Below are 14,037 nucleotides of genomic sequence, written 5' to 3'. Positions count from 1 at the left end.
TCTCCGCTAGACTTTCCGGGATGCCCTTCGACCATACGCCTCCCGACCTTCCCGTGTGGGACCCGGCCGCTTCGCCGGAAGAGGCGGAACTCCTCGGAGACGTGGATGCGCGGCAGTGGGCGCTGATCCGCTACGTGGGCCAGCCCATGGGGCAGTACATCCCCGTGCCCGCCGAGGGCCTGACCGTGGGCCGGTCGCCTGAGAACGCACTCTGCCTGCCCGAACCCGAGGTGAGTCGTCGTCACGCACGCTTGGAAATCGCTTCGACGCTGGATGCCGTCGAACTGCGCGACCTCCATTCCACCAACGGCCTGTTCGTGAATGGCCGCAGGGTTTTTGCGGATCCGGGCCCCTTTCGGCTTCGGGCCGAAGATGTGCTGCGGGTTGCTGGGCATGCCTTCAAGTTGAAGCACATGGATGCCCTGGAGCGCCGGTACCACCAGGATATGGCGACCCGCACCACGCTGGATCCGCTCACCGGAGTGGGAAACCGAACCACGGTGCTGCAGCAGCTGGAATCCCATGTGGGGCTGGCCCGGCGCCATCAGCGGCCCCTGTCGGTGATCCTGGCGGACCTGGATCATTTCAAGCAGGTGAACGATTCCCACGGCCACCGGGCGGGGGACCAGGCCCTGGAAGCCTTCGGGGCCTTGCTTCGGCATCGGCTGCGAGGATCCGACTCCGTGGGTCGCCTGGGTGGCGATGAGTTCCTCATCCTGCTGCCGGAATCGTCAGCGGCGCAGGCCCTCGTCGCTGCCGAGGGCCTGCGCCATGCTCTCACCGAGCACAGGCTGGTGCTGGAGGATGGGCAAAGCCTCAAGCTCACCTGCAGCCTCGGTGTGGCCGAGCTCAAGCCTGGGGACAGCGATGGCGGGGGCCTTTTGGCCCGGGCCGATGCGGCTCTCTACGGGGCCAAGGCCGGGGGGCGCGATCGCGCGCAGCCGGCACCATGAGCGGCCTGAGGCCACCGGCCCAGATCGGGAGCGTGCGGTTGCTGGAACCCCTGGGTGAAGGCGGCATGGCCCTGGTCTTTCGCGGCGAGGACCGTTTCCGCCCCGGCGTCCAGAGCGCCGTAAAGCTGCTGCGCCCCGAGGTCCACCGCGACGCGGACCTGGTGCGCCGCTTCCTGCGGGAAGGTGACGTGCTCACGCGCCTCTCCCACCCCAGCCTGGTGGAGATCCACTCGTTTGGCACCAGTGGCGCCTGGCCCTACCTGATCATGGAACTGCTTCCGGGCGGCAGCCTGAAGGATTGCCGGGGCGAAGCGCCCGCGGCCCTGGTGCGTCGCCTGGTACCGGTGTGCGGGGCCCTGGCGGTGGCTCACGCGGCGGGCGTGGTGCATCGGGACCTGAAGCCATCCAACATGCTTTTCGCGGGAGATGGCCACCTCAAGGTGACGGATTTCGGCGTCTGCTTCTGGGAAGGGGAGGAGGGCCGGACGCGCGCCACCCGCAGCCAGATGGTGGTGGGCACTCTGGGGTACATGGCCCCCGAACAGCACGGCGATCCCCGCCGAGTGGATGGCCGCTGCGATGTTTACGCCCTGGGCGCCATCCTCTTTGAGTTCACCACGGGACAGCCCTACGCGCAGGTGCAATTGCCCCCGGCAGCGGTGCGCCCAGGTTTCCCGCCGCGATTGGCGGGCATCATCATGCGCGCGTTGCAGCCCGACCCCGCCAAGCGCATGGCGGACATGAACACGTTTGGACATGAGCTGTCCACTTGGTTGGATAGCGCCGAAGCCGTGGGCTGGGGTGAGGAGCCTCTGCCGGGGTTCGCAGCCCGCGACCGGGAACAGGCTACGGTGGCCGGGCCACGGCGGGAGGAAGGCGTGGAGAACCGCCTCGGGCCGTACCTCGATGCGCTGGGTACGGGGCCCGTGGGAGCCCGCCGGGCCGCGGCGGAGGGGCTGGTGTGCGGTGTGCGCCCTGGCGATGGCCCCTGGCTGGAAGCGGCCTTGGCGCGGGCGCCGGAGGGGGCGCGCTTCGCGCTGGCCCGGGCCCTGGGCAAGGTGGGCGGAGCCGAGGCCCTGCAACCCCTTTTGGGCCTGCTGTCCGATCCGTTCGCCCAGCGCGAGGCGGCCGAGGCCGCAGCAGACGTGGCCCTGCGCACGGGCCAGCTGGAGTCCGCCCGGGCAGCCCTGTCTGAAGCGGGCCTGGGTGCTCCCTGGCGCTGGACTGCCCGCGCGGCCTTGGGCGACGAGGCTTGGGTGCGGGCCCTGGTGGTGGAGTGGCCCCGGCTCACGCCACCCTTCCGCCTGCAATCCCTGGAGGCCTGTCGCAGCCTGCCGGAAGGCCTGCGGGCGCGGGCCAAAGCGGCCACGGCCGATGCCAGCGGTCAGGCGCGGAGCCTATGGGAATCTCTCTAAGCTGGGACTACCATCGGCACTTGCCCCGAGGTGAATGGATGGTCCCGCTCCTGCTGCTCATGGCCTTTGGCATTGGCTTGGTCATTCCGTTGCAGTCGGCGGTGAACAGTGCGCTGCGGGATGCCCTGGGCAGCGGCTCTCTGTTGGCCGCATTGATCTCCTTCGCCGTGGGTACGGTCTTTCTGGCGGGTTTCAGCCTCGCCACAGGGCAGCCCTTCGCGTCGCTGACGGGCCTGCCACGCATCGCCTGGTGGCAATGGCTGGGCGGCGTCATGGGCGCGTTCTTCGTGTTCGGCTCCACCCTTCTGGCGCCGCGCATCGGCCTCGCGGCCATGATTTCGCTGATCATCGCGGGGCAGGTGGTGTCCTCCCTGGCCTTCGACCGCTTCGGTCTGCTGGGCCTGCCCGTCCGGGAGATCTCCTGGGTGCGCCTGCTGGGAGCCATCCTGCTGCTGGTCGGGGCCAGCCTCGTGAACTTCGGCGATCGCTGGATCGTGAAGGGCTGAACTCCTCTTAGGGCGCCAGGGCCAAGCGCAGGTGTGCGAGCCCCTGGATGATCTGGGCCGAGTGACGCTCCCAGGGGCGAGCTGGCACTGCCAGGGGCACGGGGCGCGGTGGTGGCGCGGTCAACCGCAAGTCCAACTCGGGGAATTCCAGGGCCTCCTGAAACCAGGGGGCCATCCAGGATTGGGGGAACACCCAGAGACCATCGCCGCGGAGGCCATGGTTGCAGCGCCCCAGGAGTCGGCGGAGCTGGCTGAAGGTGGGCCCGGGTGCGTCGGCATGCAGGTTGAGAATGGCGGTCTGACGGAGATCGGCCTGCAGGCCGGGGCGGTCCAGCAGCATGGGAATGAGGTTCCGGCCTTCCAGCGACACCATGTCGAAACCGGCGGCACGGCCTGGTAGCTGTGCGCGGAAGTGCAGCTGGGCCTCGCCTCCCACCAGATTCAGCTGATGACGAAAGAAAGCCCCGGCCCGGATCCAGACAGATTCATCCTCATCCACGAACAGGATCTTCACCAGGCGATCCGGGTTCATGGGTCCTCCGGAATCAGCCCTTCTTGGTTCGCGCCGCCACTTTGTCGAGCATGTCCCAGATCTGGTGGCAGTCCTCGCAGGAGGAGCGGGGATCGCCGCAGGGGAAGCCTTCAACGCCGATGCCCTGGCACTTGGGATTCTGGAAGAAGTAGATCAGTTCGTTCAGCGAGGCGTGGACGCGGCCGCGCAGAGCCTCGTCGGGCAGGGCCCGCAGGTTCTTGATGAAGGCCCATTCGGCGGCGCTGAGTTCAGGGTGGTCGATGGTCTGGGACATGGGGGCTCCGGCAGGGCCAGTATACGGATTTCCGGGCCGCTAAACGCTCCTCCGACAAGCTTCGTATCCCCCGCACGATCTCTGACATCCCAGGAGGCTTCCATGTCCCTCGCCCATCCTTTCTCCGCGGCCGTGGCCGCCCTCCTGATCTGCGGCTCGCTGATGGCCCAGTCCCAGGTGATCCAGCCCGCCAAGGCGGAAAAGACCACCGAGACCCGCACCCTGACGCTGGCTTCGGGATCGAACCTCAAGGTGAAGAACGTCAATGGCTTCATCAAAGTGGAAGCCTGGGACCGAGAGGAAGTGCAGTTCACGGGTGAGTTCAAGCCCAGCAGCGAGGATGAGCAGGTGAAGGTGGTGGTGGAGGCCTCCAAGGGCTCCCTGGAGATTCGCGGTGAATATCCCAAGCACACGGGCTGGGGCCGGTATTCGGGCCCCCAGTGTCAGATGACCCTGAAGGTGCCGCGGCGCGTGACCTCCAACCTGGAGACGGTGAACGGCGAGGTGTCCGTGAGCGGCACCCAGGGCAAGGCGGAGGTGACCACGGTGAACGGCGGCATCCGCGCCGCTGGCCTGGTGGATTCCCTCAAGGCCGAGACCGTGAATGGGGGCATCAATATCGAGCAAGTGAAGGGCGCCCTCTCTCTGCAGACGGTCAATGGGGCCATCCATGGCTGGGGCCTGGATGGGCAGGGCAAGGGCATCAAGGCCGAGACCGTGAACGGTTCCATTCATCTGCAGCTGGGGGGGATCAAGGGCCGCCTCCGAGCCAACACGGTGAACGGCGGCATCTCCTTCAACGCCAAGGGGGCCGAACAGGTGGAAGTGAAGAAACACCGCGTGACCGCCGTCTTCCCTGGCAGCGACCAGGGCATCGAGATTGAAACGGTGAATGGGGCCATCACCCTGGATTGAGAGGCGTTAGGATCGATTCAAAGGGGGTCGGCAAAGCCGACCCCCTTTGCTTTGCCCACAGATGGGTCAAGTAATTTCAGGATTGACGAGTCCTAATTCCGAATTACCCTTTCCAGGTGCCCGGTCGATGCTGGGCTCCCCGAATGGATGCCCCTGTGAGCGGAAAGCGCCGATTGATCTTCTTCAGCCTGGCCGCCAGTGTGTTCCTGGGCGTGTTCCTGGGATCTGGGGCCTACACCTTCGTGTCGGCCCACGGCACCTCGTACCTGTCCAACGATCCCGCTGTGTGCGTGAACTGCCACATCATGCGCGAGGATTACGACGGCTGGCGGCATGGGTCCCATCACGCGGTGGCCACCTGCAACGACTGTCACCTGCCCCACGACAACGTGGTGAGCAAGTTCTTCGTGAAGGCCAGCAATGGCTACCACCACTCCAAGGCCTTCACCCTTCAGGATTTCGCCGAACCCATCCGCATCAAGCCCGGCAACGCCAAGGTGCTGGAGGCCAACTGCCTGCGCTGCCATGGTGAGCTGACCGACGAAATCACTGCCCACGGCACCCTGGGCGTGCCCACGGATCCCACCCAGAAAGCCGACCTCTACGGCTGCGTCCGCTGCCACCAGGGCGTCGGCCACGGGCCCACGAGATAACCCCTTCACCCGAATGACGCTTCACTTCTGACCTTCAACCCGATGATGCGTGCCACCCACGCGGGAGGATCCCTCCGATGACCGACCAACCCACCCCCTTCTTCTCCCGCCCCTGGGCCCGCATGGGGCTGCTGGCCGTGGGCGCGGCCGTGGCCACGGTGCTGGTGATGAGCCTCTACGCCAACATCTCCAATCGCAAGGCCGAGGCCCGGCAGACCAGCTTCAAGCTGGTGGACCTCGATGAGAAGACGGTCGATCCGGCCATCTGGGGCAAGAACTTCCCCCGGCAGTTCGACGCCTACCAGCGCACCGCCGATCGCTACAGCACCAAGTACGGCGGCGCCGGCAGCGAAGGCCTGCCCACCAGCCGCATCAAGGAGGATCCCCGTTTGGTGACCATCTTCGATGGCTACGCCTTCGCCATCGACTTCAACCAGCGCCGCGGCCATGCCTACATGCTGGATGACCAGCGCACCACCAAGCGCGTGACCACCAAGCCCCAGACCGGCGCCTGCATGCACTGCCATGCCTCCAACACCGTGGCCTACCGCGAGGCCGGCCTGAAGGCCGGGGTGCCCGGAACCCTGAATGAAGATTTCACCAGCCCCAACGCCCAGAGCCAGCTCATGAAGGGGTTCGAGGACATCTGCAAGCTGCCCTACGCCGAAGCCACCAAGCTCGTGAAGCATCCCGTGGCCTGCATCGACTGTCACGATCCCAAGAACATGGCCCTTCGCGTCACCAAGCCCGGCTTCATCCGCGGCATCGCCGCCCTGGCCAACAGCGCCGAACCTGTGCCGCACCTGCCCTCCATCGAGAAGTGGCGCAAGGGCGACAAGGCCACGCCCTATGACGCCAACCATGACGCCTCCCGCCAGGAGCTGCGCTCCATGGTGTGCGGCCAGTGCCATGTGGAGTACTACTGCGGGCCCAAGACCACCCTGTTCTTCCCCTGGAACAACGGCCTGAAAGTTGAGCAGATCGAAGCCTATTACGATGGCTACAAGTTCCCCGATGGCCATCGCTTCTTCGATTGGAAGCACGCCAAGACCGGCGCCGAAGTGCTCAAGGCCCAGCACCCCGAGTTCGAGATGTGGAGCCAGGGTGTCCACGCCCGCTCCGGCGTCTCCTGCGCCGACTGCCACATGCCCTACAAGCGCGAAGGCGCCATCAAGATCAGCGATCACCAGGTGCGCAGCCCGCTGCTGGACGTCTCCCGCGCCTGCCAGACCTGCCACCGCTTCCCCGAAGAGGAGCTGAAGGCCCGCGTCGTGGCCATCCAGGACCGCACCAAGGCCCTCATGGATCGCGCCGAGGATGCCGTGGTGGATCTCATCAACAATATCGAGGCCGCGAAGAAGGCCGGGCTGGATGACACCAAGCTGGCGCCCATCTATGAGCTGCAGCGCAAGGCCCAGTGGCGCACGGATTTCGTGAACGCCGAAAACTCCATGGGCTTCCATGCGCCCCAGGAGGCCGCCCGCATCCTCGGCGAGGCCATCGACTACGCGCGTCAGGGCCAGGTGGCCTTGCGTGACCTCGGCGCCCCCAAGGTGGCCAAGAAGTAGCCCCGAGCCAGCTTCAAGAAAGACACAGCCTCAAGAAAGACCCAGGTGGCCGACATGTCCCTGACCCTCAACAGGCGGACTTTTCTCAAGGCCGGCTTCACCACTGCGGCCATCGGCGCGGGCGGGCTTCCCCTGGAAGCGCTCCCCGCCGAGGCCAAGGGCTGGAACTGGGAGCGGAGCGTCTGCCGTTTCTGCGGTACCGGCTGCGGCATCCGCGTGGCCTCGAAAGAAGGCCGCGTGGTGGCCGTGAAGGGCGATATCGCCAATCCCGTGAACCGGGGACTGCTCTGCGCCAAGGGCTACGCCTGCGCCCAGATCCTCTACGGCGAGGACCGCCTGAAGCGCCCCCTCCTGCGCAAGAAGAACGGCCAGTTCGACAAGCAGGGTGACTTCGAGGAGGTGTCCTGGCAGGAGGCCTTTGACGTCATGAAGGCGCAGTGGTCCAAGGCCCACAAGGCGCTCGGTCCCACCGGCCTGGCCGTCATGGGCTCGGGCCAGTACACCATCATGGAAGGCTACGCCGCCGTGAAGCTGGTGAAGGCCGGGTGGCGCTCCAACAACCTCGATCCCAATGCCCGCCACTGCATGGCCTCGGCGGTGACGGCCTTCATGCAGACCTTCGGCGCCGATGAACCCGCAGGCTGCTTCGACGACATCGAGCTGACCGACACCGTGGTGACCTGGGGCGCCAACATGGCCGAGATGCATCCCATGCTTTGGGCCCGCATCATCGACGAGCGGCTGCGGCGGCCTGCCTACCGCATCATCAACCTCACCACCTACGCCAACGCCACCTCCGAGGGCGCGGATCTCGAGATCGTCTTCAAGCCCAACACCGATCTGGCCATCTGGAACTACCTGGCCCGGGAGGTGGTGAAGCGCGGCGCCGTGGACAAGGATTTCGTGGCGAAGCATTGCGTCTTCGCGGCAGGGCCCGCGGACATCGGCTTCGGCCTGCGGGAGGATTCCCTCAAGGCCTACGCGGCCGAGAAGGACACCCAGGCCCGGCAGAAGACGGTGGTGCTCACCCGGGAGGAGGCCATCGCCCGCGGGTTGGACCCCGAAGCTCGGCACGAGCGCGCCCAGACCGCCTCGGGCAGCGCCCAGAAGCACTGGCTCATCTCCTTCGAGGATTTCCAGAAGGGCCTGGAGCCCTACACCCTCGACTTCGTCGCGGCCCTGGCCAAGGGCGATCCCGACGAGCCCCTGGAGGCCTTCAAGGCCAAGCTGGTGCAGCTGGCGGACGAGTATGCGAACCCAGGCCGCAAGCAGGTCTCCTACTGGACCATGGGCTTCAACCAGCACACGCGGGGCACCTGGGTGAACGAGCAGGCCTACATGCTGCACCTGCTCACGGGCAAGCAGGCCCGCCCCGGCGCCGGCGCCTTCTCCCTCACGGGCCAGCCCTCCGCCTGCGGCACGGCCCGCGAGGTGGGCACCTTCGCGCACCGCCTGCCCGCGGACATGAGCGTGGATGATGCGGGCCATCGCAAGATCGCCGAGGGCATCTGGAACCTGCCCCCCAACACCCTGAATCCCAAGGTGGGCAGCCACATCACGCAGATGATGCGCGATCTGGAAGACGGCAAAGTCCGCTGGCTGTGGATCCAGGTCACCAACCCCTTCCAATCCACGGCCAACGCCAACCATTGGATCGAGGCGGCGCGCAAGCTCGACACTTTCATCGTCGTCTCGGATGTCTATCCGACCCTGTCCTCGAAGGTGGCCGACCTCATCCTGCCCTCGGCCATGATCTACGAGAAGTGGGGCGGCTACGGCAACGCCGAGCGGCGCACCCAGCTCTGGCGCCAGGTGGTGCTGCCGCCCGGCGAGGCCCGCTCAGACCTGTGGCAGATGATGGAGTTCTCCAAGCGCTTCACCCTGGCCGAAGTGTGGGGTGAGCAGACGCTGCCAGGGCTGGAGGCCGAGGGCTACGAGAAAGGCAAGCTGCCCAACGTGCTGCCCGCGGCGGAAGCCCTGGGCCACAAGCCCGACACCACCCTCTACGAAGTGCTCTTCGCCACGCCAGCCGCCAAGAAGGTGGCCTGGCCCGATCCCGTGGCCTTCGGCAAACCCAATTCCACCGTGGTTCATGCGGGCATCACCTGGTTCCCCGAGAAGGCGCTGTTCGAGGAATACCGCCGCTTCGGCCTAGGGCACGGGCACGACCTCGCGCCCTTCGACCTCTATTTCAAGCGCGATGTCGCCGGCTTGCGCTGGCCGGTGGTGGATGGCAAGGAAACCCTCTGGCGCTTCAACGATCAGTACGACCCCTACGCGAAGAAGGGCGCGGGCATCGACTTCTACGGCAAGGTCATGAAGAAGCTGCCCATGGGCGATCTGGACGGCGCGAAGCCGGGAGATCCCGTGGCCCTTGCGGGAAAAGCGAAGATCTTCTTCCGGCCCTGGCAGGAGCCGCCGGAATCGCCCAACGGCACCTACGACCTGTGGCTCTGCACGGGCCGGGTGCTGGAACACTGGCACTCCGGCTCCATGACGCGCCGGGTGCCCCAGCTCCACGCGGCGGTGCCCGAGGCGCTGCTCTACATGCACGCCAAGGATGCGGAGCAGCGAGGCCTCAAAGTGGGCGACCTCGCCTGGATCGAATCGCGGCGCGGGAAGATTCAGGCCCGGGTCACCGTGGGCGGCCGCAACCGCGTGCCCCGGGGCCTCGTCTACGTGCCCTGGTTCGACGAAGGCGTGTTCATCAACAAGGTGACCCTCGATGCCACCTGTCCCATCTCCAAGGAGACGGATTTCAAGAAGTGCGCCGTCCGCATTGCCAAGGTTGTCTAGGGAGTTTCCATGCGCCGCGCCCTCCTGCTGCTCTCTTGCGCCACGGCCCTGCTGCTGGCGGATTCCCCGGCCAAACCCCTTCGCGATCGGGACCTGGGCCTTGCCAAGGGCTCGGTGTTCGAGGTGCTCGCGCCCCCGAGGTACCAGGACGAGGCCTCCGAGCCCGGCGTGAAGAAGGCCCCGAAGCGCATCAACGCGGAGACGCCCCCGGTCATTCCCCATGGCATCGCCGACAGCCTCCCCATCACCCGGAGTTCCAATCTCTGCGTGGATTGCCACGCGGTTTCCGGCCCCAAGAAAAAGGGCGAGCCCACGCCGATTCCCGCCAGCCACTACCTGGACCTGCGCCGCGATCCCGAACACAAGGCCAAGCAGGTGGCGGGTTCCCGAATGGTCTGCACCCTCTGTCACGTGGCCCGGACCGACGCGCCCTCTCTCGTGGCCAACCGTTTCCGTCCCTGACCCTGACGCGCGAGGGGCCACCTTTCCAGCAACGGGGGGAGCAGCCACTGGATTGTCAGCAGGGCCAGGGCGGTGCCGCCTGCCGCGGCGAGGCCCAGGCCTCGCAGACCCCCGTGGCCGCTGAAGAGAAATCCGCCGAAACCCGCCAGGGTTGTGCCCGCGCATACGGCGTTGACTCGGCCCAGGCCGGTGACAGACAGGGGCTCCAGGCGGGCCCGGTGCAGCAGGTTCATGGTCAGATCCACACTCACGGCCATGGCGATGGGCAGCGCACACAAAGACAGGAAGCCAAGGGGCACCCCGGCGAGACCCATCGCGCCGAGGGCGCCCACCACACTGGCCAGGATGGGCACCAGGGCCAGGAGGCCAAAGCGAAGATCGCGCCCGAAGGCCGCCAGCATGAAGGCCATGGCCAGGATGGCCGCAACGATGGCGCGGGTGAGGCCCTGCTTGGCCAGCGCCTTCAGGGCCTGGGCCAGAGGGCGTGTGCCCACCAGCATGGCCTGGCTTCCCACAAGCTGGTTTTGCACGCGCTCCTGGGCCGCCTCATCAAGCCGCAGGGGGATCTGCAGGGCATGGGAGCCCCGGGCGGCGAAGGTGGCCAGGGCACCGGCCGGATCCGCCGTGCCCAGGGTCAGGGCCTCAATGCGCGACCGGAGAAAGGCTTCATCCAGACCGAGGGCCACGGCCTGGGGCAGAAGACGCTCCAGTTGTGCGGGCCGCTCTGTCGGATGGGAGGGCTGCCAGTCTGGAAAGGGGAGGCCTTCGCGCTGAAGGGCTTTCGCCGCGCGGTTCCAGGTACCCGGCAGAGCACCGGGGGGCACCAGATCGATGTGCAGGGCGAGGGCCTGAAGTCCCGTCCCTACGGCCTGGCCGAGGCGCTCCTGCAGCGCCATGGCAGGGTTCTCATTCCGCCTGAACGCCCGCAGATCCTGCTCCCAACGCAGGTGTGCCGCCCCGGCCATGGCCAGCGCGACCAGGCCCGCGGCCACCCAGGGGCGCCAGTGCGGGCCCTGGGGCCGCGGTGCGCGTGGGGCGCCGCACCGCCTGGGCCGCCGGTCCCCGCGGTCGAAAGCCAGCAAGAGGGAGGGCATCACGAGAAAGCTGGCGGCCAGGCACGTCAGGAAGCCCAACCCGATGGTGAGCCCCACTTCACGTAGGGCGGGCAGGGGGGCGGCGGCAAAGGCGAGGAAGGCCGCGGAGAGGGTCAGTCCTCCTGCCAGCACACCGGGGCCCGTGCCCACCAGCATGGCCTTCAGCGCCGAGGCCTTGGTTCGTCCGGCTTCGCGCGTCTCCAGGTAGCGGCTGAAGAGCAGGATGCCGATGTCGTCGCCCACTCCCAGGAGCACCACGCCAAACACCGCGACGAGGAGGTTCAGGCGGCCCAGGAGCAAACCGAGGATGCCCAGACCCCAAAGAATGCCCGCCAGCAAGGGCACGAGGATGAACCCATAACCCGAGAGGGTGCGGAACCCAAGGGCATAGACCAGCCCGATGAGCAGGAAAGAGAGAACGAGGCTTCGACCGATTTCCCGCGTCAGGTGGCTGCTTTCATAGGCGGCGATGGGGTGGGCGCCGGTCACCTGCAGGGCGAAGGGCCGCGTTCCATCGGGCGCCAGCGCCGCTTTCATGGCGGCGAGGGAAGCCTGCTCGGGCAGCGGGCCCTGGGCGCCCTGGGCCAGCCAGGCCACCACGCGGGTGGTTCCCTTCGCATGATCGGTGGGGAATCGCAGCACCAGGGGCAGCAGGGCCCAACGCCCGTCCCGTGAGACAAGGGTGCTGCTGCCGCCCAGGCGGAAGGGGAACCCGGCCATGGAGGACGCCGCCTTCTGGTAGGGCCGTCGGTCGAGGCCCTCTCTCAAGCGCAGGGGATCCAGGATGGCGAGGCGGGCCTGGACCGGATCCAGCCCCCGCAAGTCCTCCACTGAACGCGTCAGGGCTTTGGAGGCGGCTTCGGGTTCCAGCAGGGGGTCCAGCCGGTGCCCCAGCACCAGAGGCGCCAAGCGGTAGGCCCGTTGCCCGAGGGCCTTCAGGAGGTCCTCATCGCCTGCGGCCAAGGCACCGGCAGCCAGCAGCGGAGGCCAAAGTGCCGCGCCTTCGGGTCCGGGGACGCTCACCGCTTCGGCCAGGCGGCCCTCTGGTGTGAGCCCGTTCAGTGGCACCTGCTCGGTGCAGAGCCGGTCCGCCAACTGCTCCAGCCATTTCTTCCGCGTCTCCAGATCCTGGGGTGATCCTTCGGCGGCCAGCCACACCAACTCCTCGCTTCCCACGCCCGCACGGAGGCTGTTCTGCACCACCGGCGAATCCTGGGGAAACAGGCCGCGGATATCCAGGCGCCGCTCCACCCGGAAGGCCCCCCAGCCCAGCCCCAACGTCAGAGCCAGGAGGCAGCCTGCCACTGGGCGGGGATGCCGGAGGTGCAGCCGCAGCAGATGCCGAAGCAGCCCCTTCAGCATGGGTGGATGGCTGGGTAGGGATACGCGCGGCCCGACAACCTGGCCAGCTCAAGCATCACCCCGTGGGTGGCGGAATCCGCCAGCTGCGCCTGGTGGCGGGGATCCTGTGAGGACCGGTAGGCGCTGGATTCAGCCGGGAAGGCCATGGGGAGGCCCACCCGGAAAAGCAGGCGTCCGACACGGGGAATGCGGCCTTTGGTCCGCCGCAGCGGAAAATCGATGCCCACGGGCACCACCACGGCGGCAGCCGTCAGGGCCATGTGGCCCAGGCCCCTGCGCCCCTTCCGCAACTGCTGCGGATCCCGATGGGCCTTCCCTTCGGGGAAAATGGCCAGGGCACGGCCCAGAGCCAGCCGCTCCGCCGCCTCCTCCCAGGCCGTACGCGGTGGCCTGGCGCCCTTGTGGCGGTTGATCCAGCCAAACTGGGAACGCTTGTTCCAGACGTAGATGGGATCCACCTTGGCCACCAGCCAACGGAATCCGGGCAGGCGGCCGTACATCCAATCCACCAGGAAGGCCACCCGCTCCTGGCGGTGGAAGCAGAGCACCAGGGCGGCGAAGAGGGTCTCGAAAAACGTGGAATGCGTGAAGGCGAAGATCACAGGCCCGGGCGTGGCCAAGGCCGTTGGGGCCTCTACCCGGACGAGGGGGCCCAGCAGCCACAAAAGGGCCCGCAGCAGCCATCGGTCCGCGGCTGGCAGGAAGCCGAGTGGCCGTCGCAGGGTTTCCAGAGGACGGGGGGCCCAGCAGTCCTTGGCATCCAGCGGCTTCACGCCTCGCCCATGAGCGCCAGCTTCCGGTTCATGAGCCGCCGGAAGCCGCGGGTGATGGTGGCGTAAACGGCACTCTTGCTCTGCCTGAACTTCTTGTAGGCCTTGAGAATGTTCAGGACGAGGATGATGCGCGTGTAGTTGCAGTGGAGCTCACCGTGGACGTGGCGGCCCACCACCTCGAAACCCAGGATGCGTGTGTGGAAATGGAAGGGGCTGTTGGGCTCGTTCTCGAAGACATCGGTGAGGAAGTGGGTGTAGTCCCGCTCCACCACTTCACGCGCGGCCTTCCGCATGAGGCGCAGGGCGATGGTGACATCCCGCCGGTACTCCTGGCGGATCATGAAGCGCCCGATTTCCACGAAGCGACCCGAGGCGGCCATGGCCTGCAAGTCCACACCGGCCTCGAAGGTGGGAAGGCACTCCGGCGGAAGTTCCAGCGCCGGGTCATACACCAATCGCAATAAGCCCACGGGAAGGCCCCCGGCCCGGGCCAGGAACCAGGACACCTTGGGATTCTGGGCGATGTCCGTGGGGATCTGATGCTCCGCGGATTGAATCCAGCCCTTCTCCCGCTGGAAGACGTCCTCCAGCACGCGCGCGGCATCGCGGACATCGCGCTGGGTGCGCACCTTCACGACTTGGATGCGGTGACTGGTCCCCATCATATGCCCCCCGGTCCGACCGCCCCAGGCTAGGGGCTGCGTGTGACAGGGAATCCTTCAGGCTGTGAATCC

At 67.1% G+C, this 14,037-nt stretch carries 13 protein-coding genes; 8 read left to right on the top strand and 5 right to left on the bottom strand.

Annotated features, from left to right (window positions below; genetic code table 11):
* Positions 1-20: 20 nt before the first annotated feature.
* The 3 genes from Q9293_RS15480 to Q9293_RS15470 are packed head-to-tail and all read left to right on the top strand — an operon-like array spanning position 21 to position 2,874.
* The gene (locus Q9293_RS15480; protein ID WP_306248107.1) at positions 21-953 is read left to right on the top strand and encodes a GGDEF domain-containing protein; all 933 of its coding nucleotides are present in this window, start codon (positions 21-23) and stop codon (positions 951-953) included.
* Positions 950-2,368, top strand: a complete 1,419-nt coding sequence (locus Q9293_RS15475; RefSeq protein ID WP_306248105.1) for a serine/threonine-protein kinase — start codon at positions 950-952, stop codon at positions 2,366-2,368. Before Q9293_RS15480 ends, Q9293_RS15475 begins: the two co-directional genes overlap by 4 nt.
* Positions 2,369-2,406: 38 nt before the next feature.
* The gene (locus tag Q9293_RS15470; protein WP_306248103.1) at positions 2,407-2,874 is read left to right on the top strand and encodes a DMT family transporter; all 468 of its coding nucleotides are present in this window, start codon (positions 2,407-2,409) and stop codon (positions 2,872-2,874) included.
* Between the two features lie 7 nt (positions 2,875-2,881).
* On the opposite strand, the gene Q9293_RS15465 is transcribed toward Q9293_RS15470, so the two are convergent.
* Entirely contained in the window at positions 2,882-3,406 is a 525-nt protein-coding gene (locus tag Q9293_RS15465; RefSeq protein ID WP_306248101.1) for a hypothetical protein, read from the bottom strand.
* Between the two features lie 13 nt (positions 3,407-3,419).
* Positions 3,420-3,680 (bottom strand): hypothetical protein, encoded by a 261-nt coding sequence (locus tag Q9293_RS15460; protein ID WP_306248099.1) that lies wholly within the window; start codon positions 3,678-3,680, stop codon positions 3,420-3,422.
* 102 nt (positions 3,681-3,782) lie between these two features.
* Between Q9293_RS15460 and Q9293_RS15455 the strand changes: the two genes are divergently transcribed.
* From Q9293_RS15455 to Q9293_RS15435, 5 genes are all read left to right on the top strand, one after another.
* The gene (locus Q9293_RS15455; RefSeq protein ID WP_306248097.1) at positions 3,783-4,595 is read left to right on the top strand and encodes a DUF4097 family beta strand repeat-containing protein; all 813 of its coding nucleotides are present in this window, start codon (positions 3,783-3,785) and stop codon (positions 4,593-4,595) included.
* A gap of 155 nt (positions 4,596-4,750) precedes the next feature.
* Positions 4,751-5,248 (top strand): cytochrome c nitrite reductase small subunit, encoded by a 498-nt coding sequence (gene nrfH, locus Q9293_RS15450; RefSeq protein ID WP_306248095.1) that lies wholly within the window; start codon positions 4,751-4,753, stop codon positions 5,246-5,248.
* Between the two features lie 77 nt (positions 5,249-5,325).
* Positions 5,326-6,816, top strand: coding sequence for an ammonia-forming cytochrome c nitrite reductase subunit c552 (locus tag Q9293_RS15445; protein ID WP_306248093.1), 1,491 nt, complete (start codon positions 5,326-5,328; stop codon positions 6,814-6,816).
* Positions 6,817-6,870: 54 nt separating this feature from the next.
* Positions 6,871-9,612: a nitrate reductase catalytic subunit NapA gene (gene napA / locus Q9293_RS15440; RefSeq protein ID WP_306248091.1), complete on the top strand. Its 2,742-nt coding sequence runs from the start codon at positions 6,871-6,873 to the stop codon at positions 9,610-9,612.
* A gap of 9 nt (positions 9,613-9,621) precedes the next feature.
* Positions 9,622-10,074 (top strand): nitrate reductase cytochrome c-type subunit, encoded by a 453-nt coding sequence (locus Q9293_RS15435; protein WP_306248089.1) that lies wholly within the window; start codon positions 9,622-9,624, stop codon positions 10,072-10,074.
* Here the strand turns inward: Q9293_RS15435 and Q9293_RS15430 are convergent.
* The 3 genes from Q9293_RS15430 to Q9293_RS15420 are packed head-to-tail and all read right to left on the bottom strand — an operon-like array spanning position 10,020 to position 13,968.
* A complete protein-coding gene (locus Q9293_RS15430) occupies positions 10,020-12,530 on the bottom strand; it encodes an MMPL family transporter (protein WP_306248086.1) in 2,511 nt (836 codons plus the stop codon). The two genes, Q9293_RS15435 and Q9293_RS15430, sit on opposite strands and share 55 nt — an antisense overlap.
* On the bottom strand, positions 12,524-13,303 hold the full coding sequence (locus Q9293_RS15425) for a 1-acyl-sn-glycerol-3-phosphate acyltransferase (RefSeq protein ID WP_306248085.1): 780 nt from the start codon (positions 13,301-13,303) through the stop codon (positions 12,524-12,526). The genes Q9293_RS15430 and Q9293_RS15425 overlap by 7 nt, the downstream gene beginning before the upstream one ends.
* The gene (locus Q9293_RS15420) at positions 13,300-13,968 is read right to left on the bottom strand and encodes a hypothetical protein (RefSeq protein WP_306248083.1); all 669 of its coding nucleotides are present in this window, start codon (positions 13,966-13,968) and stop codon (positions 13,300-13,302) included. Before Q9293_RS15420 ends, Q9293_RS15425 begins: the two co-directional genes overlap by 4 nt.
* Positions 13,969-14,037: the final 69 nt, after the last annotated feature.

This window comes from Geothrix sp. PMB-07 (genome assembly GCF_030758935.1).
In the GTDB taxonomy this organism is placed as follows: Bacteria; Acidobacteriota; Holophagae; order Holophagales; family Holophagaceae; genus Geothrix.
The sequence above is the reverse complement of the archived record's forward strand: the minus strand, read 5'-3'. Positions and strand labels throughout refer to the sequence as shown.

Bases quoted from the DNA above. Each gene is read 5' to 3' on its own strand.
- Q9293_RS15480 (WP_306248107.1), top strand. From the start codon at position 21: ATGCCCTTCGACCATACGCCTCCCGACCTTCCCGTGTGGGACCCGGCC.
- Q9293_RS15475 (WP_306248105.1), top strand. From the start codon at position 950: ATGAGCGGCCTGAGGCCACCGGCCCAGATCGGGAGCGTGCGGTTGCTG.
- Q9293_RS15470 (WP_306248103.1), top strand. From the start codon at position 2,407: ATGGTCCCGCTCCTGCTGCTCATGGCCTTTGGCATTGGCTTGGTCATT.
- Q9293_RS15465 (WP_306248101.1), bottom strand. From the start codon at position 3,406: ATGAACCCGGATCGCCTGGTGAAGATCCTGTTCGTGGATGAGGATGAA.
- Q9293_RS15460 (WP_306248099.1), bottom strand. From the start codon at position 3,680: ATGTCCCAGACCATCGACCACCCTGAACTCAGCGCCGCCGAATGGGCC.
- Q9293_RS15455 (WP_306248097.1), top strand. From the start codon at position 3,783: ATGTCCCTCGCCCATCCTTTCTCCGCGGCCGTGGCCGCCCTCCTGATC.
- Q9293_RS15445 (WP_306248093.1), top strand. From the start codon at position 5,326: ATGACCGACCAACCCACCCCCTTCTTCTCCCGCCCCTGGGCCCGCATG.
- napA (WP_306248091.1), top strand. From the start codon at position 6,871: ATGTCCCTGACCCTCAACAGGCGGACTTTTCTCAAGGCCGGCTTCACC.
- Q9293_RS15435 (WP_306248089.1), top strand. From the start codon at position 9,622: ATGCGCCGCGCCCTCCTGCTGCTCTCTTGCGCCACGGCCCTGCTGCTG.
- Q9293_RS15430 (WP_306248086.1), bottom strand. From the start codon at position 12,530: ATGCTGAAGGGGCTGCTTCGGCATCTGCTGCGGCTGCACCTCCGGCAT.
- Q9293_RS15420 (WP_306248083.1), bottom strand. From the start codon at position 13,968: ATGATGGGGACCAGTCACCGCATCCAAGTCGTGAAGGTGCGCACCCAG.